The following is a 25,119-nucleotide window of genomic DNA, read 5'->3' as shown; positions in this document are numbered from 1 at the left end:
TAGCCAGCGGAATTGATAGTTCAACTTTTAGGTAACAATCCAAGTTGTGATAAGACCGGCAATCATGGCTGCACATAAAAACAGGCGTCGCTCCGAATGGGGCATGGCGACGCCTGACAAACGGAGGGTCTTAAAAGCTTTGCGACAGTTTCAGCCACAAGGTGCGGCCCTGTTCGTTGACCCGCGTGGTCTGCACATAGCCTGGAATTGCTCCGCCCATGCCGTTCCCCCCGGCGCGACTCACGGCTTCGGCATAGGTCCGGTCAAACAGGTTGTCCACCCCGGCGCTGAGCGTGCCGTCCTGCCAGGGCTTCCAGTTGCCGTTCAGCGAGAACACCGCAAAACCGGGAGTCTTGCCCAAGTCCTTGCCGACAATGTTGCCCCTGCCGATATCCACCCGGCTCTGGTCATCCACCAGCCGCACCAGGCCACCGACCGACCAGTTTGACGCGGCATAGTTCAGTCCCAAGCGGACTTCCAGCGGTGAAACCTGCGCCAGGGCGGTGTGATCGGTGGTGTTGTCGCCTCGGGTATAGGCCAGCGTCGCATCGGCTTTCCAAGCGCCGAATTCCCTGGCTGCACCCAACTCACCGCCGAAGCTGCGGGCGTCGATGTTGCGGGTGACGCCGGTGGCCATCTTGTCCATGCCCATGAAGGTGTAGTCCACCAGCAGGTAGTCCTGGATGCGGTTGTAGAACAGCGAGGCGGAGTACTCGGTACGCTCCGATTTGTAGAGGGCGCCGAAGTCCAGTTGCAGGGTCTTTTCCGGGGCGGCGGTGTCGAAGGCGCTGTTGGACGTGGCGCCGCGCTTGGCCACCAGTTCCCAGTAGTCCGGGAAGCGCTCACTCTGGCTGAGCCCGGCGAACACGGTGGTGGGACTGCCGCTCAGGTCCTGTTCGTAGCGCAAGAAGCCGCTGCTGAGATTGTCATCCCGGGTATGGCCGGCAGTCGGGTTCGGGTTCATGGCCATGCCGCCCATGGTCATCACCATCAGCATGGGGCGTTGGTCGGTCGCTTCCCATTGGTCGAAACGCGCACCGGCCAGCACGCGCTGACGCTCACCCAAGGCATGTTCCATTTCGGCGAACATTCCCTGCTGGCTGAACGAAGCGTCATTGATCCAAGCCTTGTAAACCCCGCTGGCCGGGGCGCTGCGGGAGCTGTGGTCGTTTTCCTGCGCATCCAGCCCCAGGGTCAGGGTGGTTTCCCAGGACACGGCGAACATCCCGGCAATCTTGCCGCCGCGGGTTTCGCGTTTCGGGTTGGCGTAGCCCATGGTGCCGGGCTTGCGCAGGGTCTGGTCATCCATGATGTGGTCGACGCTGTTTTCATAGAGCAGAATGTCCAGTTTGTCGACCGGGCCGAGGTTTTTCCATTCGCCGCGCAGGCTGGCGCTGTTGCGAAGGAACTTGGTGCCGTCCATGCCCCGGTCGGCATACGCCGCTTCACCATCGCTTTGTGCGCCGGAGAGTTCGAGTCGGGAGTCTTTACCCGGAGTCCAGCCTAGCGCGCCATTGACGCTGTGACGCTTGAATTCCGAATGCACGTCGTTGCCGTCACCGTCCTGATAATCTCCCGAGGCGGAGTTGCTGCCGGTCAGTTGCACATAACCCAGGGTATTGCCGAACTGGGCATCCAGGATTTCATCATGGCGACCGGCGCTGCCGCCCAGCAGGCTGGCGTAACCGCGATAGCCCGGTTCGCTGAAGGCCTTGACCTTGCGCTCGAAGAGGATGGTGGCGGCCGAGTTGCCGGGGCCGTGCTGCACGGTCTGCGGTCCCTTGATCACGGTAATGGCGTTGTAGATTTCCGGGTAAATATACGCCGTCGGGGCGTCCATGCGGGCGTTGCAGCCACCCAGAATGTTCTCACCATCAACCAGCACGCCCAGCCGTGAACCGGCCAGCCCGCGGAAGGTGGCGTCGCCGTCGGTGCCGCTCTTACGCACCACATTGAAGCCGGGGATGGTCTTCAGGAAGTCGGCGCCATCGTGGGCGGGCAGGGGTTGGCGCGGGGTTCGCGGGTCGGTATGCACTTGCAGCGGCTGGTCCATGCCGGGAGCGGTCACCAGGATGGTGGGCAGGCGGGTCGGCTCGTCACCGGCATGGGCGGCGGCGGACAGTGCGGTCAGGATGGATAAAGCCAGCAGGTTGCGATGGAAGGTCATGGAAGTATTCCTGTGACAAGGGGGTTAGGGGAATTCGGGGCGGAGTCCGTCATTGCAGGGCGAACTCGAAGCGTTGCAGGGCGACGGCGGCCACCGCCTGACCGTCGCGGCGGGCCGGTTGGCAGCGCCAGGCCCTGACGGTTTCCTGAGCGGCGCGGTCCAGGCGGCCGGAGCCGGAGGACTGGCGGATTTCGCTGCTGAGGATGCGCCCGGCGTTGTCGAGGGCGACTTTCAGCACCACCTGGCCGGTTTCATGCAAACGCCGGGAGGCCAAGGGGTACACAGGCGTGGGTTGCTGCGGGCAGACGACATTCAGGTCAGCCAGCTCTAGCGGCGTTGTCTCAGCTGTCGCAGAGCTTGTGATTCCGGGCTGGGATTGGGCGGCAGCGGCAGGAGTCGTGATGTCGGCCTGTTCCGGGAAGGTGTCCGTCGCGACCGTCGCAACAGCGGGTGAGGGGATGCCGCCGTCGGCGGTTGTCATCAGATGAGGGCTGTCAGCAGTGGTTTTCAGGCGTGGGACTGGTGAAAACGATGACGCCGATGTGTTGGATCCGGCGGGATGCGTCGCAACAGCTTCCCGCCGGATGCTTTGTGCGGCCGGAGCATTGGCTGGCGTGACCAGCGTCGTCAGCAGCCGGATTTCGTGTTGCGGCTTGGGCATGACAACCGGCGAGCCGGGCCAGGCCAGCAGCGCCGCGTGCAAACCGATGGCCAGCAGCAAAGGCCCGCCGATTCCCGGGCTTTTCGGCGGCTGGCACAGCGAACAGCGGTCTTCGAGGGCGGCATGCACGGGTTTCAGTCTCCGGTTGCGGGATCGACGTCATCCATGCGGCGTAATTCACATATGAATTATAAGGATAATGGACTGCCCACCGCCTGCGACATATTGTCGCACCCGGCGCACCCGCCCGCGCTTTCATGACTTGAGCACCGGTCCCGGCCTTGCTACTCTCGATCCACATTCCGACGGTCCGCATAAGGAAAAAAACCATGGCCGCGTCAAAACGTCTCAACAGTCTGGACTGGTCGTTCCTGGCCGGTGAAACCCGTGAATCGATGATGCATGTCGGCGGCCTGATGACCTTCATCCCGCCCGCCGACGCATCTCCGGATTTCCTGCGGCAACTGATGGAGGAGGTTCGTCATGACACTACCGTCTATGCGCCGTGGAACCTCAAGCTGCGTCACCCCGACCTGCTGACCCACCCGTTGCAGTCGTGGGTGGAAGACCGCAATTTCGACGTGGAATACCATGTGCGCCGTTCCGCACTGCCCGTGCCGGGTGATGAGCGCGAACTGGGCATCCTGGTGTCGCGCCTGCACAGCCACAACATCGACTTCCATCGTCCGCCCTGGGAAGTGCATTTCATCGAGGGGCTGGAGGGCGGTCGTTTCGCGATTTACTTCAAGGTGCATCACGCGCTGGTGGACGGTTATACCGGCATCAAGATTTTGTCGCGCAGCCTGTCCAGCGACCCCGCCGATCGCCGCACCCCGATGTTCCACCTGATTCCGCCCCTGCCGCGCAACCCCCGCGAAAAACGGGAAGAGCAGCCGCCGACGCTGGAAGCGCTGTGGAACGGCATGCAGGGTCAGCTGGAAACCTCGCGCAGCGCCGCCTCGGCCCTGCTGGCGGTCATCCGGTCCGCCCGCAAGCATGACCAGCAACTGGTTGCGCCGATGCAGGCGCCGCTGTCCCCGCTCAACCAGAAGATCAGCCGCAACCGTCGTTTCGCCACCCAGCAATTCCCGGTGGAGCGTCTCAAACGTGTCGCCCGCGCCTGTCACGGCACCATGAATGATGTGGTCCTGGCGCTGTGTTCGGGGGCGTTGCGGCGATTCCTGCTTGAACAGGAGAAACTGCCTGCCGATGCCCTGACAGCCATGCTCCCGGTAAATGTCCGGCCTAAGGATGATCCGGGCGGCGGCAATGCGGTGGGGGCGATCCTCGCCTCGCTGGCGACCGATATCGCCGATCCGCTGGAACGGGTGAATGCCATTGTCACCTCGACCACGCACGCCAAGGAGCAACTGCAAGGCATGTCGAAGGACGCCATCATCCAGTTTACCGGCCTGCTGATGGCGCCGATGCTGCTGTCACAGATTCCGGGCGCGGCGGGGCGGGTGCGTCCGGCCTTCAATGTCGCCATTTCCAATGTGCCGGGGCCGGAGAAACCGTTGTATTTCCGGGGCTACCGCATGGACTCCTATTTCCCGCTGTCGATACCGTTCAAGGGCTATGCGCTGAACATCACGGTGGTCAGCTATGTCGATACGCTGAACTTCGGCTTCATCGGCTGCCGCGATGCCTTGCCGCACTTGCAACGGCTGGCGGTGTACAGCCGGGAGGTACTGGAAGAGCTGGAAGCGGTTTTGGGGGTGGAGCCGGAAGGCGTGGCCTGATCCACACTTCCCAACCAAGCGTCCGCTCTGTTACAAATAGCGCCTGAACCCTCTGTCAGGCGCAGACTTGCCATGAAAACCCGCATCACCGAACTGCTCGGCATCCGTTATCCCGTGATCCTGCCCGGCATGAGCTGGATTTCCACCCCGGAGCTGGTCGCCGCCGTCTGCAATGCCGGGGGTCTGGGCATCCTCGCCCTCGGCCCCCTTAATCCGGAACAGACCCGCGCCTCCATCCGCCGCGTGCGTGAACTCACAGACCAGCCGTTCGGGGTGAATTGTGCGCTGATCATGCCCGGCGCCAAGGAAAACGCCGAAGTGGCGCTGCAGGAGAAGGTGCCGGTGATCAACTTTTCACTGGGCAAGGGCGACTGGTTGATTGCGGGCTGCCATGCCTACGGCGGCAAGGCCATCGCCACCGTGACCACGGCGAAACACGCGCTGGCGGCGCAGGCGCAAGGCGTGGATGCCTTGCTGGTGACCGGCCATGAAGCGGCGGCGCATGGCGGTGAAGTCACCTCGCTGGTGCTGGTGCCGGCCATTGCCGATGCGGTGAAGATTCCGGTGATCGGTTGCGGCGGTTTTGCCGACCAGCGCGGTTTGCTGGCGGCGCTGGCGCTGGGGGCGGACGCCATAGCCATGGGCTCGCGCTTTGCCACCTGTGCTGAAAGTCCGGTGCATGCCCGCACCAAGCAGGCTGTAGTGGACAAGGATCAGCACGACACCATCTATTCCCCCCATTTTGACGGCCTCAACGCCCGCTACATGAAAACCCCCATTGCTGAAAAGCTGACCCGCAAGCCGATGGGCATTATACCCGCCGCATGGCACGCCATGCTGGCCGCCCGCGCGCTGGCGGTGCCGATCTGGAAAGTGCTGGCGGGCTTGCTGCTGGATCCAACCAAGATTCGCATGCTGGCCCTGTTTGGTGCCGCCGCGCCGCGGCTGCAGGCCGCCACCCAGCAGGGCGACCTGGAGCAGGGCATGCAGTTCATCGGCCAGTCGCAGGGCTTGATTCGCGATGTGGTGTCAGCGGAGGAGGTGATGCAGCGTGTGGTGGGGGAAATTGAGGCGGGCTGGAACACCATCCACGCCAGGATCACAGCGTAGGGGCGAACTGCGTGCGCCCTCGTTGACAGACATGTCGGTGGCAAGAAAACGAACAGAACAGCGTCTGGCGGAAGTAGGGCGCACCCGCCTGTAGGTCGGGCTTCAGCCCGACAATGCCCTTCGGTCGGAGACTGTTGTCGGGTTGAAACCCGACCTACAAGACATCCGATTGCCCACTTCTCACACGCCAAACCCCCGCCGCCAGCATCAATCCCGCCAGCAGCATCACCGGGGCATAGCCCCAACGCAGATACGGCGTCTTGTCCGAGGTCATGTACACCGTGCCGCGCAACACAGTGCGCTTGAATTGCGGCACTTGCGCCACAATCCGGCCGTGCTCATTGATAATGGCCGAAATGCCGTTGTTGGTGGCGCGCACAAACCATTTGCCGGTTTCCAGCGAGCGCATGCGCACCATCTGCAAATGCTGGTCGGGGCCGATGGAATGCCCGAACCAGCCGTCGTTGCTGACCGTGATCAGGAAGTCGGCATCTGTTGCATTGCGCCGCGTCAGTTCCGGATAAGCCACTTCGTAGCAGATGGCGGCCCCGGCCCGGTAGTTCCCCACCATCAACGGCATCTGGCCCGGCGTGCCGGCGCTGAAACTGGACATGTCGCGGCTGAAGAAGGGAATGGTGTTGCGCAGCAGGCTTTCAAAGGGAATGTATTCCCCGAACGGCACCAGCCGTTGCTTGAAGTACAAGCCATAGCCCTGACCGATGGCCGCCACGCTGTTGTAGAACGGCGGAATGCCCGCCTTGTCGAGCCGCCGGAGATCGGCAAAGGGAATGCCGGTCACCAGCGTGCTGTGCGCGGTCAGCGCGTTGTTTTCCATCTCGGACAGGAACTCGGCGGCCTCGTACTGGAACATCGGCACCGCCGCTTCCGGCCAGATCACCAGATCGCGGCCCCATTCGTTTTTCGACCACTGGCGGTAGATGTCCAGCGTCTTGTCACGCCACTCCATCTGCCATTTCATGTCTTGCGGAATATTGCCCTGGATGATGCTCAGGCTGAGTTGCCGTTGCAGGTCCGGTTTGCTCCAGACATGCTGTGACAGGGCAAAGCTGCCGCCCCACACCAGCGCGGCCAATATCGCCGCCATCCAGGCGCGACCGCCGGTCTTCAGCAGCGCCGCCGCCGACTGGGCGCTGACAATGGCCAGCAACCCCACGCCAAACACCCCCAGCAACGGCGCGTAATGCTCCAGCGGCGTGTCGAGGAAGGCATAGCCGGTATAGAGCCACGGGAACCCGGTGAACAGCCAGCTGCGCATCCACTCGAAGCCGATGAACAAAGGAGCGAACGTCAGCAGGGCGCGGCGATCGAGGTTGAAACGGCGATACAGGAAACCCATCAGCCCGGTCAACGAGCCCATGACCAAAGCCACCAGACCCACCATGATCACCGACAGCCAGGCCGGCGTGTGGCCATAGTCATGCACGGAAATGTACAGCCACCATACCCCGGCGGCCCACAGGCCGATGCCGTACATCCAGCCGATGCGTGCTGCGCGGCCGGGGCGCTGGCCATGCAGCAGTTCCGCCAGCAAGGCGGGGGACAGCAGCGCCAGCCCCCAGACATTGAAGGGAGACAACGACAGAACAAAGACCGCCCCGGCAAGCAGGGCCAGCACAGGCGCCGCCCAAGGGCCGCGCAGGGTGGAAAGCAGTTTAATCATGCGGGATTTTTTCGACCCTGAGCACACGGATCATGCGGGCATCGGCGGCCATGACCGTAAAACGGTAAGGGCTGATGGTGATGGATTCGTTGATGGTGGGCATACGCTCGAATTCGCTGAGGACAATGCCGCCCACGGTATCGAAGTCCTCGTTGCTGTATTGGGTGTCAAACTGTTCGTTGAAATCGGGAATGGGGGTTATGGCCTGCACCACCCACGTGCCGTCTTCCTGTTCACTGATCCAGTGCGAATCCTCATCGGCATCGTCGTGTTCGTCATGGATGTCGCCGACAATCTGTTCCAGAGCATCTTCCAGCGTCACCAGCCCGGAAATGCCGCCGTACTCGTCCACCACAATGGCGAGGTGGCTTTGCTTGTCGCGGAATTCGCTGAGCAGCTTGTCGATATGGGCCGATTCGGGAATGCAGAAGGCGGGGCGCAGGTAGTCCTTCATGCTGAAGCGTTCGGACTTCTGGATAATGAGCCGCAACAGATCTTTCGCCAGCAGGATGCCGACTACTTCATCGGAGTTGTCTTCGGCCAGCACCGGAAACCGGGAGTGGGCGGACTCAATCAGGACCGGCAGGAAGTCCTTGGGTTCGTCGTCATCGCGGATGCAGATCATTTGTGCGCGTGGCACCATGATTTCACGAACCTGCATGTCGGCGACCAGCAGCGTGGCTTCGATGATGCGCTGGGCTTCAGCGTCCAGCACACCGCGCATTCCGGCGCTGCGGATGATTTCGGCCAGTTCCTGGCGGTCTTGCGGCTCTGTGCTCAACAATCCGGTCAGGCGGTCCAGCCAGGATTTGCCTTGATCGTTTCCTCGGTCGTCACTCATGGTTCAGGTTGAATTATGGTCGGGATGGCGATTGTGCAGGGAGCGGGGGGGAAATGCCAGTATTTCGGGCGGAAAGCAGGCCAATCCCTAAGCCTTCTACTCATAAGGATTGGCAATTCCCATCCCGTCCAGAATCCGTATTTCCAGACCTTCCATCTCCTCCGCTTCATCATCTTCAATATGGTCGAAGCCCAGCAGGTGCAATATGCCGTGCACCGTCAGGTGCGTCCAGTGCGCCTGTGAGGTCTTGCCCGCTTCTTCCGCCTCGGCATACACCACCGGCACGCAAATGATGATATCGCCCAGCGGTTCACGCGGCAGGCTGTCGAGCACGGCTTCCGGCAGGTCGGAGGGGAAGGACAGCACGTTGGTGGGTTTGTCCTTGCCCCGGTATTGCAGGTTCAGCGCCTGGCTCTCGTCAGCTTCCACCAGACGGATCGACACTTCGCAGGCCTTTTGACGTCCCGCGCCTTGCAGCGCTGCCTGCACCCAAAGACGGAAGTCCGCCAGTTTCGGCAGGTCACGATGCTTGGCGGCTTTTTGCAGGCTGACCGTGCACAGGGCGCGACTCATGCTGGTGTCTCCCCGGTTTCTTCGGATTCAGACGCCACCACCGCTTTCACGCGTTGCGGGCGGCCGGCCGGTTTGGCGTCGGACTTTTTGTCCCAGGCCTCGTAGGCTTCCACAATATGCTGCACAAGCGGGTGCCGCACCACGTCGCGGCTGGTGAAACGGGTGATGTGGATGCCCGGAACCTTGTCCAGCACGCGGATGGCATGCGCCAGACCGGACTGGATGCCGCGCGGCAGGTCCACCTGGGTAATGTCGCCGGTAATCACCGCCCGTGAGCCGAAGCCGAGGCGGGTCAGGAACATCTTCATCTGTTCCGGTGTGGTGTTCTGGCCTTCATCAAGGATGATGAAGGCGTGGTTAAGCGTGCGGCCGCGCATGTAGGCGAGGGGAGCCACTTCAATCACCTGTTTCTCAATTAGCTTGGCCACGCGCTCAAAGCCCAGCATTTCATAGAGGGCGTCGTACAGCGGCCGCAGGTAGGGGTTGATCTTTTCAGTGAGGTCGCCGGGCAGGAAGCCCAGTTTTTCCCCGGCTTCGACGGCGGGGCGCACCAGCAGGATGCGGCGGATTTCATCGCGCTCCAGTTGATCCACCGCAGCAGCGACGGCCAGGTAAGTCTTGCCGGTGCCGGCGGGTCCGACGCCGAAGCTGATGTCGTGGTTGAGGATGTTTTCCACGTATTGGCGCTGGTTGGCGCCGCGCGGGTGGACACTGCCCTTGCGGGTGCGCAGGGCGAAGTCGGCGGCGGGTTCAGCCGGAGACTCTTCAACGACAAGCGGTTCGGTGGTCAATTCGGAGTCGTCCTGGCTGGTTTGCAGCATGAGGTGGATGGTGTCCGGTGTCAGTTCGTGGATCAGGGCACTGTCGCTATACAGTTGGGTGAGCAGGCGTTCGGCGCGCATTACGGCGGTGAGGGGGCCTTGCAAGTGGAATAAATGGCCACGCTGATGGATGCGGATGCCGAGGCGGTTTTCAATCAGCTTCAGGTGTTCGTGCAGGGGGCCGCAGAGGGCGGTGAGGCGCTGAGGGTCCGGCGGGCTGAGGTGAAGCTGGCGGATGGTGGTGAGGGTGGTGTTCAAGCTGGGGGTGGCTCCGAGGGCGGGGGCTGTTTGGGGGAAGTATAGCTGAGGTGGGGAGGGGTGAGGAGCGGGGTTTTTGGGTGTTGATGGGCGTATGGGGAATGATAAGTGGCCGGGTATTGCGCTTTAAGAGTCTGACGCCGTTAGTGCAGCAGGCAGGGTTGACGAGGCGTGTCTGTGTTGCTAGTTTTCATGGTGTTTCGGCCATTGGATTTCGGTCGCTGAAAACCGGGAATTACCGGGGAATTACCGGGGAGTTGGCGGTTAAGTTTCTGATTCTAAAGGGAGCTCGCTGGAAGGCAATCTTTTCTAGGCGAATTTGATTTATGGCGACAGGTGTCGTCGAAGTGTAGGCTTTTGGTGGATGATAATGTTTAAACCTGAAAATAACTTTTTATATGAAGATGGATCTCCTGTTTTGGAAGGTGATGCAGTTTTATCAAATTATGGAGTGTTTCCATCAATTGTGAGTGGCTTCTTAACTGGAGATGATGTGTTTTGCGTACTTTTGGACGAAGGAGGCTCTGGATTACGGCCAGTTAAGTATAATGGTTATAAAAATAACTTTCTTACTTTTGTCAAAAGAAATAGTAAGGACTATATAAATGATTGTATTGAATTTTTAGAAGCCAAGCGAGCCGAAGGTGATAAGAACTCACCATTTGTGCTAGGTACTATCTGTTACACAGGACATTCGGTTGAAAAAAATCTTACAAAATCAATTGAGTTGTGGGTGTTGGCTTTCCAGAGAGGTAGTTTTTTAGCTGCTTTTCATTTAGGGGTTTTGTATTTTTTTGGTGATGAAGTACCTCAAGATTATTTAAAAGCAGTAGAGTTATTTCATTATGCATCGAAAGGCGATAATTCAGACGCTCATTATATGTTGGGTTGTTGTTTTGAAGATGGTTTAGGAGTTAATCAAAGCTATGAACAAGCAGCACATTATTACGAACTTGCAGCAGATAAAGACGTAATAATGGCTCAATATTGTTTAGGTGTTCTATATGAAAAAGGATATGGTGTTCAGCAAGACTATGTAACGGCATTTAAATGGTATTCTGCTGCGGCCAATAGTTTGGATATAGCGCAAAATAGACTTGGTTATTTCTATTCGCAAGGCTTGGGAGTTGAAAAAAATGCTGCTAATGCTTTTGAGTACTATGAATTAGCGGCAAAGCAAGGGTTAGATTCGGCGCAGTATAGCCTTGGTTTAGCATATCAGGATGGAAAAGGGGTACGGCAAGACTATATTAAAGCTGTAGCGTGGTATCAAAAAGCGGCTGATCAAGGATTTGCATTCGCACAGTGTAACTTGGCTGATAAATATGAATATGGTTTAGGTGTTTCGCAAGATATTAAAAAAGCCATTAGTTATTATTTGATGTCAGCAGAGCAAGGGACTCCAGAAGCAATGTATAGTTTAGGAAATATATATAAAGAAGGAAAAAGTGGAAGCATAAATATAGTTCAAGCTGTTAAATGGTTTAAGCAGGCAGCAGAGTTAGGATATGAGCAAGCAAAGGTTGCATTGTCAGGATTTAATAAATAGCCTAACTTGCGCGTCAAGTGCGACAAGCACCCAGCCAATTATTGTGTTATTTTTGAATTCAGTGATTACTGAGTTTTTGTTTATTTTGTTGGTGGGTGCTTGCGCCTTACGGGTAGTTAGGTGAAACCGGAGATCGAAATTAAGCATGAAAAAAATCATTGATTTCTTCAAGAAAAACGATAAATACGGTGATGTGATTGATTCTCCTGAAGGTAGGGTCAAGGCGTTTATTTCTCATTGGTATGATCAATGGTCAAAAGCCCAAAGAAAAATGGGCAATGATGTGGATTTTGACTATTGGGGAGATCTTATAGCAGATGTTGATAGGGCTAATTTTATTGCTGGGAGTAGTTCGGGATCTAGAAATTCATTTGGCTCGCAAGCTGATTTCAACCCCAATATAGAAAAAATCACAGAATGCGAAATTCAAGGCAACGTTGCCAGCGTATTCACAGAGATTTACGAAGAGACGCTTAAGTCATCAAAATATCACGTCTATGATCTTGAAAATGAGACAGAGAAAGGTTGGAAAATAGCAGCAATATCTTCTCTTTTTCATCCTCCAAAGAGCCCTGTTGTTGACACTGACAAACATGCAGACATCCTATCTTTAAGTATCTCTGATGCTCCTTTCATGGACAAGGAGGATCATATAGAATTCAATGAAAACACGCTTTTTCAAGCAGAACGTAACATCAAGATTCCGAATTTAGATGAAGGAGTGGCAAAACTAGAGCGGATCGGAAAGCTTCGAATCAGCTCAGGGGTGCTTGGGATTTTAGATTTCGGCTATGACATTTATGACTTTGAGCCTCTGCAAAGAAAGGTGAACCCAGGGGAATATCCTGTTGAAACCGTAACAATTCATAACCGAGTGGCTGGTATTCGAGTAAGGTTTAATGATAGCGAGCAACCAGTTAAATGGTATGCGGCTAATACACCAAGTGGCAATGGTGTTTATGGCGTAGATGCCGGCAATTTAGCCATTTTCGATGTCGGTAATCTCATGGGTTTAAGCCGTATCAAAAAAGGACGGATCTTTAATAAATGGTGCCTTTCCGGTAAGCCAGAATTATTATCAATGACAGGTGAAGACGACTGCGTCATATCCACAAGTGGTTTTGGTGACGGTGCATATCCCGCATTCTGGGGAGTTAATGCGGAAGACGAAGTGGTCTCCCTATATATCGATTTCATGATCCTTGTGCAAGAAACGGAAAATGGCCTGTTTGAGTCTGTCTAAAAGTTGTCCCGTACGATTACTATCGGTATCTGCGTGACAATAATGCCATCTGAGTCTCCTTAACATGCTTACGCTGATTTTGGTGTAGGGCATCACCCCTCAGGGTTTCCATTGTCCTAGCGCGCCACACAAAGCAATCCTGACTCACCCCCAACGGATAGATAAAATCCATGACACACAACGACTTCAAGGCTCTGGTCACCAGCATCGCCGAAACCAATCGCTACTTCCAGCAACAAGCCCAAAAGCAGGTCAATGTTGCCCTGACGCTACGCAATTGGCTGATAGGGGCCTACCTGTTCGAGTATGAGCAAAACGGCCAGGATCGGGCCGTTTATGGAGAAGGTCTTTACAAACGTTTAGCTGCGCAACTGCAAGCATCCGGTGTCGCTGGCGCATCACGATCTAACTTTCATCTCTTTCGACGGTATTATCTGGGCTATCCAGAGATTGTCCAGACAGTGTCTGGACAATTACAAAATGGCGATGAAAATGCTCGCGCGATTTTGGACCGCAGCAGAAAACCGGGAGCGAAATAAAACCTGAGCGAAATAAAGCCTCATCAGTTTCAGGTGTTAGTGCAACGGGCCGCAGAGGGCGGTGAGGCGCTGCGGGTCCGGCGGGCTGAGGTGAAGCTGGCGGATGGTGGTGAGGGTGCTGTTGAAGCTGATGATGGCACCGGTGATAGGATTCTTGTCCGATTATAGCGGAGGCGGGAAGTCCCGGCATCCGCCGCCCGCTCCTTTACCGGTGTACCATCAGTCATTCGGATAAGCAGGAATCGCGGAGAGCCGCTTGAAAATGACCTCTCCGTAGGTCTTCCAGTCTTGGTTCCAACTGGATTCGGGGCTTTCAAAGATGAAAACATTCAGGTTGTCGGTCGTGTCATTCGCCAAATAAAAGTGCCGCACGATTATCGGCTTGAGTCCCGGTGGTGCGTCACGGTATTCCAGCCAGCTGACCTTGAAATCGCCTTTGTCCGCCTGACTGAAATAGCGAATGTCCTCTTTTGCGTGGCTCTTGGTGATGTCCCACTGCATCATCGCTGCCGATTTGCTCGGGGACGGTTTGCCGTATTTCATTAGGTTCGAGAAAACTTGCACCGTGAACCCGGTTTCGAACTGCTGTTGCAGGCTGAAGTCCTTGGGGCTCATGGCATGGGTGGCGATCACGGGGCCTTGAGCCGGGCGTTGCAGGTCATGAATGAACCAGCCCTTCGGTTCCAGGAACACCGCGTTGTGGAACATGTTCCAGGTAAAGCCCTCGGGAGCGGGCGGCATCTGGGCCAGCACCATCGTGCGGATCTCGTCTCGGCTGGGGGAGGCCGGTGCGGACGGTTCACCGGCCATTGCCGGGAAGGCGTGTATCAGCAGGGGGAGGAGGGCCAAGCGTAACAACCGTTTTATGGACATGTGTTTTCCTTGGAATAGGGATGAGCTCCCTCCCGGAGTTTGCCACGTTCGCCGGCCGCAGCCAATGCCCTCAGGAGGCGGTCATTCACCTGCCTTGAATTCCTCAGACGCCCAGCGGGAAGGAGCTGACCCGGTTCATCCAGAATGAACAGGAAAAGAAACCGCTATGAACAACAATGTCGGAGTGCGGCTCACAGGCGCCAAAAAATGGCGCCATATTAAAAGCTCCGCACACTGTCACTAAATACTCCATCCCGATCCACGGCCCGCCCATACGCCGTCATTTCTTCACGGTTTTCCTCTCGCCATTGCCTCGCAGCCCGTTCCCGCATCCACTCCGAAAAAAAAGCCACAAACGCCCGCACCTTGGCCGACAAATGCTTCCGGTTCGGATAAACCGCATAAATCGGCAGCCGCTCGCTTTCATAATCCGCCAGCACCCGCACCACCCGGCCAGCCTCCAAATGCGGCCGCGCAATATAGCAAGGCGTGCTGAACACCCCTTGGCCCCGCGCCGCCATTTCCATCAGGAATTCCGAGTTGTCACTCTGCACCGTCCCTGACACCCGCGCTTCATGCAACTGCCCGTCCGGCCCGGTAAAGCGCCACAGCCCGCGATCGGTGTCATGCTCGTACAGCAGGCAGTCATGCGCAGCTAAATCCGCCGGAGCCTGCAAGGGCGGGGCGGCGGCCAGGTAGTCCGGCGACGCCACATGCAGCAGCGTGGTCTGCCCGATCTCGCGCGCCACCAGATGCTGCGAGCCCACCGGCCCAATGCGCAGCGCCAGGTCGAAACCTTCTTCCACCAGATCCACCACCCGCCCGGACAGCGACACATGAAACTGCAACTGCGGAAAACGTTGCCGCGCTTCCGCCAGCGCCGGGGACAGGTAGTTCAGCGCAAAGCCCACCGAGGTGGTGATGCGCAAGGTGCCCTGCGGGTTGAGCGACTGCTCGCCCACGGCCGATTCAATCGCTTCCAGTTCCTGCAACCACTGTGCGCAACGTTCGTAATAGGCCTGTCCGCTTTCCGTCAGCCCGATGCGGCGGGTGGTGCGGTTCAGTAGTCGCGCCTGCAAATGGCTTTCCAGCTGCGCCACCCAGCGCGAGACGGCGCTGGTGGAGACGTTCAGGCGTTCGGCGGCGGCGGCGAAGCTGCCGGTATCGACGACGGTGCAAAACACGCGCATCGCTTCAAGGCGGTCCATGATTGTCCCGGTTTGTGAAATGGATCATCAAATCATAAAGGATTTATCCCGATAACTGAAATCACTATGCTAGCCTCACTGAATGTCGCACTGACTACCCATGAGGAAAAAACATCATGAAACTGTACTTCTCTCCCGGCGCCTGCTCGCTGTCCCCCCACATTGCCCTGCGCGAAGCCGGTTTGCCGGTGGAGCTGGTGAAGGTCGATCTGCGCGCCAAGACGCTCAGCGACGGCAGCGATTTTCGCGTCGTGAACCCGAAAGGCTATGTGCCCGCCATCCAGTTGCCGGACGGCAGCCTGCTGACTGAAGGCCCGGCCATCGTCCAGTACATTGCCGACCAGGCTCCGGCTTCCGGGCTGGCTCCGGCTGCCGGGACGCTGGAACGCTACCGTATGCAGGAAACGCTGAACTACATCAGCACCGAACTGCACAAGAGCTTTTCGCCGTTGTTCAATCCCAGCGCCCCGGCGGAGTGGAAGGAACAGGTAAAGACCATGCTGGCGGCGCGTTTTGACCTGCTTAGTGCGCGTCTGGACGGGCAAAGCTATCTGTTCGGCGAGCAGTTCACGGTCGCTGACGGCTACCTGTTCACCGTGTTGAACTGGACGCGGATGGTGGGTATCGACCTGTCGGCTTGGCCGGTTTTGGCCGGCTTCCAGCAGCGCGTGGCCGCACGCCCGGCGGTGCAGGAAGCGCTGGCTGCCGAAGGCCTGAAAGGTTGATACTGCGTTTCCCCTGAAACCTGCCGGAGCGTTTGATGCCTGTCCGTTTGTACCGCGATGCCTCGTTGTCCGCCGTGATGGCCGGGTTCGTGACGGTGCTGGTGGGGTTTACCGCCTCCGGCATCCTGATTTTCCAGGCGGCACAGGCCTTGGGTGCCACGGCGGCGCAAACGGCGTCGTGGTTGTGGGCGCTGGGAGTCGGCATGGCGGTGACGTCCATCGGGCTGTCGCTGCGCTACCGCACGCCCATCGGCACGGCGTGGTCGTCGGCGGGGGCGGCGCTGCTGATCAGCAGTCAGGGCGTCACGTTGCCGGAGGCGATCGGCGCGTTCATGGTATCGGGGCTGCTGATTCTGCTGGTGGGTTTTACCGGCATTTTTGAGCGGTTGATGAACCGCATTCCGTTGTCGATGGCCTCGGCCATGCTGGCGGGCATTTTGCTGCAGTTCGGCATCAATGCCTTTGCCGCCATGTCGCACCGGTTTGAGCTGGTATTCCCGATGTTTGCGGCGTACCTGCTGATGCGGCGCTGGAAACCGCGCTATGCGGTGATCGGCGCGCTGGCGGCGGGAACCGCACTGGCCGGGGCGCAAGGCTTGCTGCATTTGGGCAGCGTCCATCTGGAGCTGGCGCGGCCGGTGTTCATGATGCCGGAGTTTTCCTGGCATGCGTTGGTGGGCGTGGCGGTGCCGCTGTTTGCGGTAACCATGGCCTCGCAGAACCTGCCCGGTGTGGCGGCCATCCGCGCCACCGGTTTCAATCCGCCGGTGTCGCCGGTGGTGGGCTGGACCGGCGCGGCAACGCTGCTGCTGGCGCCGTTCGGGGCCTTCGCCATCAATCTGGCGGCGGTGACGGCGGCGATCGTGCTAGGGCGCGAGGCGCATCATGAATTGCCCCGGCGTTATGTGGCGGCGGTATCGGCCGGGTTTTTCTACCTGCTGATCGGCATTTTTGGGGCCACGGTTAGTGCGTTATTCGCTGCCTTCCCCAAGGAACTGGTGCTGGCCCTGGCCGGACTGGCCCTGCTGGGCACCATCGGCAACGGGTTGGCGACGGCGCTGGAGCGGGAAAGCGAGCGTGAACCGGCGCTGATCACCTTTCTGGTCACGGCAAGCGGGGTGAGTCTGGCGGGTATCGGTTCGGCGTTCTGGGGCTTGCTGGCGGGGGGATTGGCGCTGGTGGTCAGCCGCTGGCGGAGTGAATGAAGAATCTCATGCGGGTTAAGTAAACAGGAGTTACATCATGCCTTACGTCAACATCAAGATTACGCCCGATGGCGCAACACCGGAGAAAAAGGCCGAGCTGATTGCCGGGGTGACGGAACTGCTGCAACGGGTGCTGAACAAGAATCCCGCCACCACGGTGGTGGTGATTGATGAAGTGAACACCGATAACTGGGGGATTGGCGGGGAGAGCGTGACGGTGATAAGGGAGAGGGCGGCGAAGGGGTAAATCTCCCTCTCCCCTTGTGGGAGAGGGCCGGGGAGAGGGGTACGGCGGTGGCGCTTGGGCTGCCGGTGTGTCCGGGCCGCTTTCCGCACCCCTCTCCCTAACCCTCTCCCACAAGGGGAGAGGGAACTTCAGACCCGTCCCCCCAGCAACGCCGCCAATGGCTTCAGCCACGCAAACTGCGCCGGCGGCGTCTTCGCCCCGCCCCACAACACGTCCAGACTCGCTTTCACATACAGCGGCAGCATCACCCGTTCTATGAATAGTTCCCCCGCCTTGGCGGAGGCCAGTGACGGATAGCTGGTGTAACCGGGGAAGGGCTTCAGTTGCATCCACGCCATCGCCACCGAAGTGTGTTCAATCTCCCGCGACATCGCCGGGAACCGCTCGAGCCACTGCGTCACCGGCTTCAGTGCGCGCGGCACATCCAGGTCGGGGCAGGGCGGCAGCGTCTTGTAAATGTCGGATACCGTGTCCGGGGCCAGATACAGCGCCACCGAGGTTTCAAAGAATCCGGCGTGCAGGTCGAAGGGCAGGCGGTCGCGCACGGTCAGGTAATCGGCGGGATTGTCGAAACAGTCCGCCAGTGGCGCGAATTGCGCTTCGTCGTAGTTGATTACCGCGTTCAGCAGCAGGTCGAATACCGACAGCGAAGGAATGCCTGCCTGCCGCAAACGCTCAATGCCCTGATGGATGGCATGACAGTGGAACGGTGAACCGTGAAAAGTATGGAAAATGACCCGTCGCGTACCCAGCGCGATCAGGCCGTCCGCCACGCCCGTCACCAGACGGCTCAGTTGTGTGTAGTTGATGCCTACCGAGCCGTCACCCGGCGTCGGGTCGCTGCCGAAATCGATCACGCCGCCGACCAGGAAGGGATGGTTTTCGCCCCGTTCCGCATTCAGCCGGTCGTGCAGCTTGCGCGCCAGCCGTTCGCTGAGAATGCGGTCGTTGCCCAGCGACAAGTGCGGTCCATGGTATTCCACCGGGTTGACCAGCACATGCACCGGCACGCCGCTGTCCAGCAGTTCACGGATGCGGTGGTGCGGGGTGTACAGCAGTTGTTCGTGCAGGGCGAGGCTCATGGTCGTCTCGGGTTCAGGAACGGGTCAGGGTGGGACCGGCGCGGCGCAGCACTTCGTCTTTTTCCTTTTTGGCCAGACCGACGGCAAAGGCCACTTCCGCCACCAGGAACAGCGGGCCGACCAGCAGGCCGACCAGGTCATCCACAAAGGCGGGTTTGCGCTTTTCCCAATAATGCCCAACAAATTGAAAGATCCAGCCCACTACGAACAGCGCGACGCCGACCGTCACCGCCTGTTCCGGCAGCGCCTGCACAATGGCTTCGCCGCCCAGCACCATGCTGACCATCAGTGCAGTCATGGTCAGGCCGAAGGCGAGGTCCAGGCGCAGGTAGAACAGGCTGGAAAAGAGGGCCAGAATGATGGCGGCGCTCAGGTGCAGGCCGCCGGCATTGAAAGACAGCGCCGGAACGGACAGCAGGGTGGTGATGGAGAGCACAATCAGCGGAATGCCCACGAAATGGGTGGCGATGTTGCGCTTGTCGCGGTGATACTCGGCGTACATGGTCAGGTGGTCAGTCAGGGTCTTCATGGGAATGCTCCTCATTGCTGTTTGATCATCATAGTCAATTCCTTGACGGCCTTTTGTCATCTATCCGACACTTGGGTGGAATTTATCCGGAACTTTAGCCTTATGTCGTCTCCCTCCCGTTCCGATATCACCGCTCACCGCGAGGCGATTGTCGCCGGACGCTGGTTTGGCGGCCTGCCCGCGGCCTTGCAGGACGCCCTGCTGGACGGTGCGGTTCTGCATGCCCTGGATACCGGTCAGCGCCTGTTTGCCCGCGGCGACGCCTTTGACGGCATCTACTGTGTGGTGCGCGGGGCGTTGCGCACGGTGGGTGTCAGTGAAAATGGCAAGGAAGCGATCCTGGCTATTCTGGAGCCGTGCAGCTGGTTTGGTGAAATCGCGCTGTTTGACGGATTGGCGCGTACTCACGATGTCATTGCCGACCAGTCGTCGCTGGTGCTGCGCGTGCCAAAGGCGGCGCTGGAAGCGATGCTGGCAGCCAACCCCGGTTGGTGGTTCTGGTTCGGGCTGCTGCAAAGCCAGAAGATGCGTTTCGCCTTCATTGCGCTGGAAGAGGCGGCTTTACTACCCGCGCCGATCCGGGTGGCGCGGCGGCTGGTGTTCATGGCGGAGGGCTATGGCGAGTGGCAGGACCGGACGCGGCGGGTGTTGCCGTTACCGCAGGACCAGTTGGCCAGCATGTTGTCCTTGTCGCGGCAAACCATCAATCAGGTGCTGCGCCAGCTGGAGGGGCAGGGGCTGGTGAAGCTGAGTTACCGCGAAATGGAAATCCTGGATCTGGACGGTTTGCGACAGGCGGGCAGCCCGTCACAGATGACTGATTGACGAATGAGCGGAAAAGTCGCAGGATTCGACACTTGTCACTCCCTTGTCACGGGAGCGATGTACCCGCGAGAACAAGAACATGAGTTTTGAGGTCAAGACGCTGGATATCCGCAACGAGGCGGATGTCGCCGGATGTTTCCGTTTGTTCGTTATCCTGCGTCCGCATTTGACGCCGGAGGAGTTTCAACGTCGCCTGGAAGTGCAGGCCGCCGAGGGTTATTCGGTGGTTTATATGGAACAGGACGGGGAAATTGCGGCGGCGGCGGGTTGTCGGGTCATGTCTTTCATGGCCTGGGGCCGGGTGTTCTATGTCGATGACCTGGTTTCTGATCCTGACAAGCGCCGGGGCGGGCTGGGCGGGGCGATGCTGGACTGGCTGATTGCCGAGGGCCAGCGTCGTGAGTGCGATGAAATGCATCTGGATACCGGTTACCAGCGCCAGGATGCTCATCGGTTGTATCTGCGCAAGGGGATGCTTTTTGCGGGTCATCATATGTCGATGAAGCTGTAGCCCTTTATTCCAAAGGGCTTTTCATAAAGGCCCCTTGGGCGGGATTGAACCCCGCCTGATTCCCTCACACCAACTGCTCCTCCCTTCCCGGCTCCACCGAATACCGCGCCAGCCGCTTCAGCACCGACACATACTGCGCCCCCAGCCGCCCGGTGTTATAGGCAACCCCGTAACGCGCACAAATCGCCTCCACCTTCGGCCCCAGTTCCGCATAACGATGCGCCGGAATATCCGGAAACAGATGATGCTCAATCTGGTAACTGAGGTGACCGGTCATGATATGCATCCAGCGTCCGCCCCGAAAATTGCTGGAGCCCAGGATCTGCCGGTAATACCACTGGCCCCGGCTTTCGTTCTCGCACTCCTCAGGCTGGAAGGTCTGCACGTTATCAGTGAAATGTCCGCAGAAAATTACCGCCGACGCCCAGACGTTGCGAATGGTATTGGCCAGGAAATTTCCCAGCATCACCGCCAGAAAACCCTTCACACCCAGCAGCGGCATGGCCAGCAACGGCCACAGCAGGTAATCCTTCAGCATATGCGACTTGGCCCGTTGCAGAAAAGTGCGCCACACCGCTTGCTTGGACTCGCGGGTGATTTCCCCGGCGCGGATGCGCTCGGCCTCCAGGTCATGCAACCCCAAACCCCACTGGAACAACAGCGCCATCAGGATATAAAACGGAATCTGGTAACGGTGTCGCGGCTCCCAGGGCATATCGTGCTGCAGGCGGTAGGCGCCATAACCAAAATCCCGGTCCTTGCCGATAATGTTGGTAAAGGAGTGATGCTCGAAATTATGGGTTTTGCGCCAGGAGTCCGGGTCACAAATATTGTCCCAGTCATGGCTTTGGGAGTGAAGCTCCGGGTCGTTCATCCAGTCGTACTGGCCATGCATGACGTTATGGCCGACTTCCATGTTGTTGAGGATTTTCGACAGGGCCAGCAGCGCCACGCCCAACGGCCACGCCAGCAGGCTGAAACCGAAGAGCAGCAAGGCGCGGCCGCCGATTTCGGCATAACGCTGTATGCGGATGACACCGCGAATATGGTTGGCATCGCGCTGGCCCAGGTCGGCCATGGCGGCATCGCGCAGCGCATCCAGTTCCTGGCCGAAGGCATCCAGTTTTTCTACGCCGGGTTTAGTCATCACGCGTCACTCATATTTTGATTATGGTTGTTTTCGGGGGCTTTGACCGCTGGTGGCGCACTACAGGGCAATCTCGACCCGGCCCTGGGGAATGGCGATGCACGCCTGGATTTCCGTGGCATCCGGCCCCAGGGTCTTGCCGCTGCGGGCATCCACCACCACACCGCTCAGCTTGCGGCAGGTGCACTCATGGCACAGTCCGCTGCGGCACCCGTATTTGGGTGTCAGTCCGGCTTGTTCGGCCAGTTCCAGCAAGGTATGGCGGCCATCGCCTTTAACCTGCAGGCCGGTGCGGGTGAAGACGACATCGGCAGCAACCCCGGCATCCGTAATAGTGGGGTTGATGTGCAGGCCGAAACTTTCACAGAAACGGCGATCCGCCGCCACGCCCAGCGTATCCAGCACGCTATTGGCAGACGTCATGAAGCCGCCCGGACCGCACAGGAAGACATCGCGCTCGGTGGCATCCGGGCAGTAACGCTTGAGGTGGGGCAGGGCAATGCGGCCGTGCTGGCCGGACAACTGGATGACCAGCGTGAAACCAGGCTGCGTGCGGGCCAACTGCTCCAATTGAAGAGCGAAAATGACCTCTTCCGGCGAGCGGCAGTAATACATCAGGACAATATCTTTGCCGCTTTGGGCAGTGAGCATGGAAAACAAGGGCGTGATGCCACTGCCGGCGGCCAGAAACAGCAATTTGTCCCGTGACGACTTCGCCAGCGTGAACTCACCGGCAGCCTGACCGATACGCAACCATTGGCCAGGCTGCAGTTTATAGAACAAGGCGTTGGACAGCTTGCCGCCGGGCTGGCGCTTCACGGTAATGGCGACAGTGCCATGGCGGCGGAACTGGTCCGGTGTGGACGACAGCGAATAGGTGCGGCGTGTCCGGACGCCGTTCAGTTCCAACGCCACCGGCAAGTGCATGCCAGCCTGGAAGCCCTGCCAGCGCCGGGGAGGACGCAGCACAAAGGTCTTGGTGTCGGCGGTTTCGGAAATCACCTCCACTACCCGGGCCATCATCTCCCTGCGTGACAGCGTCGGGCTGATTTCACGCAGCAGGAAGTCCAGGTGGGTTTGCAGGTAGCCTTGACGCTGCCAGAACGGAACGGGCTGAAACGGGGCAAAGTCTCTTCCGGGCCGGGAGGTGGTACCGGTGGTTAAGGTCGTCATGTTGGCGTTTTTATTGTTGTGATTTGATGGCGAAAGACTAACGAGGGGGGGCCGTTCAATAAAGCGCCGTTCCGGCCAAAGTTATTGCTGTTCCGGCCTTGGTGACGGAATGCTGCCGGCTTTCAGGGGGCGGGTGCGGTAATGGTGGCATCCTTGCCGGGTCATGTCACGGGTGTGCGACATAGGTGACACCAGCGGGATGGGTCAGCCCGCCGGCGAGTTCTATAACGATGACGCGGTTACGCGGCGGCGGCAAGTTTGCGGGACTTCTTCTTGCCAGCGGTTTTCAGTTGTTCCGTCAGCAGACCCTTATTGCCGAACAGCTTCTCGCGCCACTCGTCAAGCAGGGCGGAGGTGTCGTGGTCATTGGGGTGGAAGTCGGGACGGAAGTAATCCAGGTACACCGGCAGCAGGCGGGAAAACACGCCCTTGCGGCCGCCCCAGCAGTACTTCAGGCCGTTCCAGTTGTCCTTGAAGTTGGTCAGCTTGCCGTCGGCCACCAGCATGCGGGTATGGTTGACAGCCACCACGGCAAAGAAGATGGCGGTGACCGGAATCATGGTGCCGGCGCGCAGCAAGTAGCTGCCGCTGACCTGTTCGTACACATCATAAGCTACGGTCTTGTGCTCGTTTTCTTCCAGGGCATGCCACAACCATAACTGGCGCATTTCCGGGCTGAACTTTTGCTGAACGTCCGGGTCACGCAGCAGCATTTCCGCGATGATGGCGGTATAGTGTTCCAGCGCGGTGGTAATCGAAATCTGAACGGCCTTCGGCAGGAATCGTTGCCCGAAGCGCAGCACATAGCCTAGTTCCTTGTCCTGCTGCAGTACCGGGTAGCCCATACGGGTGGCGGCTTCGTTGAAAGAAGCGTGTTCCTTGCTGTGCATGGCTTCCTGGCCAATGAAGCCGGAAACCTGGGCGCGCAGCACCGGGTCGGTAATCTGGTCGCGATAGGCGCGCACCGACTCCACGAAGAAGGATTCGCCTTCCGGGAACAGCGCTGACAGCGTAGTCAGGAAACTGCTCAGGAACGGGCTGTTGTCAAAGTAATAACGTGACATGGTCTCCGGAAACTCGAAGTCCAGACGACGCGGCGGAATATTGACGCTGGCGCCGGTGGCCTGCTTTGGAGCAACAGCTGCGGATTTGGCGGTCGTAACGGATGCTGTGTGGGTGTTCATGTCAACCTCTATTGTTACATTGACGAATGTCATGCTTGCAATTTAGCGGTACGCACGTATTGTAAACAGGTGACTTGGTGCCAGTTTTTTATCATTTGGGGACAACGCGAGATGCATGATTCACCCAGCCTGCCGATGGTTTATGCCTTGTTCATCGTGGATATCGTCTCCCGTTGGGGCGTAAGTGATGAACAGATGCTGGAAGGCACCGGCCTGACGCGCGAGATGATGCTGGAGCCGCAGCGCCGCCTGGCGCTGGAAGACTTCAACACGATGATCATCCGCGCCCGCGATTTGACTGGCGAGACGGCGCTGGCCATGCATTTCGGGGTGACGATGCAGGTGTCCCTGCATGGTTTTGTCGGTTTCGCCGCCATGACCGCAGCCACGGTGCGTGAGGCGCTGACGGTGGCCGAGCGCTTCATCGGCATGATCAGTACCGCTTTCGAGCTGCGTTTGGAGGAGGGGCCGCAGGAGGCCAGCCTGACCATCATTCCTCATACCACCCTGCAGCCGCTGCGCGAAGCGGCGATCATCTGCCTGATCTTCGGCTTTGTGCACATGGGGCAGACCGTCACTGGCAAGACGCTTAGCGGGCGTGCGCAGGTGGAGTTTGACGAACCTCCCTATCTGGAGCCGATCAAGCCCTATCTGCCAGGCCCGGTGGACTTCGGCCAGCCGGTCAACCGCTTGGTTTTCCCGACCTCCTATCTGGATCTGCCGCTGATCATGGCCAATCCGGTGGCCAGCCAGATGGCCATGACCCAGTGCGAGCAGGACTTGCGGCGGTTCGGTCTGGACAAGCCCTTCGTGGCGCAGGTGAAAGCCCTGATGTATGACGAGCGGCGCGGCTTTGCGACGCTGGAGCAGGTAGCCGAACGGCTGCACATGTCCGAACGCACGCTGAAGCGGCAACTGGCGGGCAACCAGGTGGCCTACAGTGACCTGGTGGAAGAGGCGCGCAAGCAAATGGCGACAGACCTGCTGGAAGGATCGCCCGCAAGCCTGGAGGATATCGCCGAGAAACTGGGGTATTCCGACGTCGCCAATTTCAGCCGCGCCTTCAAGCGCTGGACCGGCGCCACGCCCAACAGCTGGCGCAAGGGCGCCCGGGGCTCCTGAGATTTCAACGCCCCGGCTTGGGGCGTTTTTACGGGTTCGGGCGTCGGCTGGACCTTTACTGATGCACCATCTCCCGCCCGGTTTGATTATACCCAGCCAAAGC

The 25,119-nt window shown here is 58.9% G+C and carries 24 protein-coding genes; 11 read left to right on the top strand and 13 right to left on the bottom strand.

Annotation, left to right across the window (positions count from 1 at the left end; genetic code table 11):
• Positions 1–130: 130 nt before the first annotated feature.
• Positions 131–2,167, bottom strand: a complete 2,037-nt coding sequence (locus Q7T36_RS12170) for a TonB-dependent copper receptor (protein ID WP_304848716.1) — start codon at positions 2,165–2,167, stop codon at positions 131–133.
• Positions 2,168–2,216: 49 nt separating this feature from the next.
• Positions 2,217–2,957, bottom strand: coding sequence for a TonB family protein (locus Q7T36_RS12165; protein WP_304848713.1), 741 nt, complete (start codon positions 2,955–2,957; stop codon positions 2,217–2,219).
• A gap of 200 nt (positions 2,958–3,157) precedes the next feature.
• Between Q7T36_RS12165 and Q7T36_RS12160 the strand changes: the two genes are divergently transcribed.
• Both Q7T36_RS12160 and Q7T36_RS12155 read left to right on the top strand, forming a co-directional pair.
• The gene (locus Q7T36_RS12160; RefSeq protein WP_304848710.1) at positions 3,158–4,570 is read left to right on the top strand and encodes a wax ester/triacylglycerol synthase family O-acyltransferase; all 1,413 of its coding nucleotides are present in this window, start codon (positions 3,158–3,160) and stop codon (positions 4,568–4,570) included.
• Between the two features lie 72 nt (positions 4,571–4,642).
• A complete protein-coding gene (locus tag Q7T36_RS12155; protein WP_304848707.1) occupies positions 4,643–5,680 on the top strand; it encodes a nitronate monooxygenase family protein in 1,038 nt (345 codons plus the stop codon).
• A gap of 154 nt (positions 5,681–5,834) precedes the next feature.
• On the opposite strand, the gene lnt is transcribed toward Q7T36_RS12155, so the two are convergent.
• The 4 genes from lnt to Q7T36_RS12135 all read right to left on the bottom strand — a co-directional run bounded on the left by lnt (position 5,835) and on the right by Q7T36_RS12135 (position 9,833).
• Positions 5,835–7,361 carry an apolipoprotein N-acyltransferase gene (gene lnt, locus Q7T36_RS12150; protein WP_304848703.1) on the bottom strand — a complete coding sequence of 509 codons (1,527 nt, stop codon included), beginning with the start codon at positions 7,359–7,361 and terminating at the stop codon, positions 5,835–5,837.
• On the bottom strand, positions 7,354–8,202 hold the full coding sequence (locus Q7T36_RS12145) for an HlyC/CorC family transporter (protein WP_304848700.1): 849 nt from the start codon (positions 8,200–8,202) through the stop codon (positions 7,354–7,356). Before Q7T36_RS12145 ends, lnt begins: the two co-directional genes overlap by 8 nt.
• 96 nt (positions 8,203–8,298) lie before the next feature.
• Positions 8,299–8,775 (bottom strand): rRNA maturation RNase YbeY, encoded by a 477-nt coding sequence (gene ybeY, locus Q7T36_RS12140; RefSeq protein ID WP_304848697.1) that lies wholly within the window; start codon positions 8,773–8,775, stop codon positions 8,299–8,301.
• A complete protein-coding gene (locus tag Q7T36_RS12135) occupies positions 8,772–9,833 on the bottom strand; it encodes a PhoH family protein (RefSeq protein WP_304849732.1) in 1,062 nt (353 codons plus the stop codon). Before Q7T36_RS12135 ends, ybeY begins: the two co-directional genes overlap by 4 nt.
• Before the next feature lie 391 nt (positions 9,834–10,224).
• Between Q7T36_RS12135 and Q7T36_RS12130 the strand changes: the two genes are divergently transcribed.
• From Q7T36_RS12130 to Q7T36_RS12120, 3 genes are all read left to right on the top strand, one after another.
• On the top strand, positions 10,225–11,403 hold the full coding sequence (locus tag Q7T36_RS12130; protein WP_304848694.1) for a tetratricopeptide repeat protein: 1,179 nt from the start codon (positions 10,225–10,227) through the stop codon (positions 11,401–11,403).
• A 145-nt stretch (positions 11,404–11,548) separates the two neighbouring features.
• Positions 11,549–12,646 carry a DUF4241 domain-containing protein gene (locus Q7T36_RS12125; protein ID WP_304848691.1) on the top strand — a complete coding sequence of 366 codons (1,098 nt, stop codon included), beginning with the start codon at positions 11,549–11,551 and terminating at the stop codon, positions 12,644–12,646.
• Positions 12,647–12,816: 170 nt separating this feature from the next.
• Complete coding sequence (locus Q7T36_RS12120; RefSeq protein ID WP_304848688.1) at positions 12,817–13,185, top strand: DUF1016 N-terminal domain-containing protein; 369 nt, start codon at positions 12,817–12,819, stop codon at positions 13,183–13,185.
• A gap of 219 nt (positions 13,186–13,404) precedes the next feature.
• Here the strand turns inward: Q7T36_RS12120 and Q7T36_RS12115 are convergent, their stop codons facing one another.
• Both Q7T36_RS12115 and Q7T36_RS12110 read right to left on the bottom strand, forming a co-directional pair.
• A complete protein-coding gene (locus Q7T36_RS12115; protein ID WP_304848685.1) occupies positions 13,405–14,058 on the bottom strand; it encodes a hypothetical protein in 654 nt (217 codons plus the stop codon).
• Between the two features lie 218 nt (positions 14,059–14,276).
• Complete coding sequence (locus Q7T36_RS12110) at positions 14,277–15,266, bottom strand: LysR substrate-binding domain-containing protein (RefSeq protein WP_304848682.1); 990 nt, start codon at positions 15,264–15,266, stop codon at positions 14,277–14,279.
• A 116-nt stretch (positions 15,267–15,382) separates the two neighbouring features.
• Between Q7T36_RS12110 and gstA the strand changes: the two genes are divergently transcribed.
• From gstA to Q7T36_RS12095, 3 genes are read left to right on the top strand one after another with little or no spacing between them, the layout of a single operon-like run.
• Positions 15,383–15,991 (top strand): glutathione transferase GstA, encoded by a 609-nt coding sequence (gene gstA / locus Q7T36_RS12105; protein ID WP_304848679.1) that lies wholly within the window; start codon positions 15,383–15,385, stop codon positions 15,989–15,991.
• 35 nt (positions 15,992–16,026) lie between these two features.
• Positions 16,027–17,196: a benzoate/H(+) symporter BenE family transporter gene (locus tag Q7T36_RS12100; protein WP_304848676.1), complete on the top strand. Its 1,170-nt coding sequence runs from the start codon at positions 16,027–16,029 to the stop codon at positions 17,194–17,196.
• Positions 17,197–17,233: 37 nt separating this feature from the next.
• Positions 17,234–17,443, top strand: a complete 210-nt coding sequence (locus tag Q7T36_RS12095; RefSeq protein ID WP_304848673.1) for a 4-oxalocrotonate tautomerase family protein — start codon at positions 17,234–17,236, stop codon at positions 17,441–17,443.
• Between the two features lie 128 nt (positions 17,444–17,571).
• On the opposite strand, the gene Q7T36_RS12090 is transcribed toward Q7T36_RS12095, so the two are convergent.
• Positions 17,572–18,525 (bottom strand): creatininase family protein, encoded by a 954-nt coding sequence (locus Q7T36_RS12090; RefSeq protein ID WP_304848670.1) that lies wholly within the window; start codon positions 18,523–18,525, stop codon positions 17,572–17,574.
• Positions 18,526–18,538: 13 nt separating this feature from the next.
• A complete protein-coding gene (locus Q7T36_RS12085) occupies positions 18,539–19,054 on the bottom strand; it encodes a DUF962 domain-containing protein (RefSeq protein WP_304848667.1) in 516 nt (171 codons plus the stop codon).
• 102 nt (positions 19,055–19,156) lie between these two features.
• Here Q7T36_RS12085 and Q7T36_RS12080 point away from each other — a divergent pair, with 102 nt between their 5' ends.
• Entirely contained in the window at positions 19,157–19,879 is a 723-nt protein-coding gene (locus Q7T36_RS12080) for a Crp/Fnr family transcriptional regulator (protein ID WP_304848664.1), read from the top strand.
• 79 nt (positions 19,880–19,958) lie between these two features.
• Complete coding sequence (locus tag Q7T36_RS12075; protein WP_304848661.1) at positions 19,959–20,390, top strand: GNAT family N-acetyltransferase; 432 nt, start codon at positions 19,959–19,961, stop codon at positions 20,388–20,390.
• Positions 20,391–20,454: 64 nt separating this feature from the next.
• Here Q7T36_RS12075 and Q7T36_RS12070 read toward each other — a convergent pair whose 3' ends face one another.
• The 3 genes from Q7T36_RS12070 to Q7T36_RS12060 all read right to left on the bottom strand — a co-directional run bounded on the left by Q7T36_RS12070 (position 20,455) and on the right by Q7T36_RS12060 (position 23,894).
• Positions 20,455–21,537 (bottom strand): acyl-CoA desaturase, encoded by a 1,083-nt coding sequence (locus Q7T36_RS12070; protein ID WP_304849730.1) that lies wholly within the window; start codon positions 21,535–21,537, stop codon positions 20,455–20,457.
• A 60-nt stretch (positions 21,538–21,597) separates the two neighbouring features.
• On the bottom strand, positions 21,598–22,710 hold the full coding sequence (locus Q7T36_RS12065; RefSeq protein WP_304848658.1) for a ferredoxin reductase: 1,113 nt from the start codon (positions 22,708–22,710) through the stop codon (positions 21,598–21,600).
• A gap of 239 nt (positions 22,711–22,949) precedes the next feature.
• The gene (locus tag Q7T36_RS12060; protein WP_304848655.1) at positions 22,950–23,894 is read right to left on the bottom strand and encodes a metal-dependent hydrolase; all 945 of its coding nucleotides are present in this window, start codon (positions 23,892–23,894) and stop codon (positions 22,950–22,952) included.
• Between the two features lie 111 nt (positions 23,895–24,005).
• Between Q7T36_RS12060 and Q7T36_RS12055 the strand changes: the two genes are divergently transcribed.
• A complete protein-coding gene (locus Q7T36_RS12055) occupies positions 24,006–25,016 on the top strand; it encodes an AraC family transcriptional regulator (protein WP_304848652.1) in 1,011 nt (336 codons plus the stop codon).
• Positions 25,017–25,119 lie beyond the last annotated feature (103 nt).

The organism is Fluviicoccus sp., assembly GCF_030646115.1.
Classification (GTDB): domain Bacteria; phylum Pseudomonadota; class Gammaproteobacteria; order Pseudomonadales; family Moraxellaceae; genus Fluviicoccus.
This window is presented reverse-complemented; position numbering and strand designations above follow the sequence as displayed.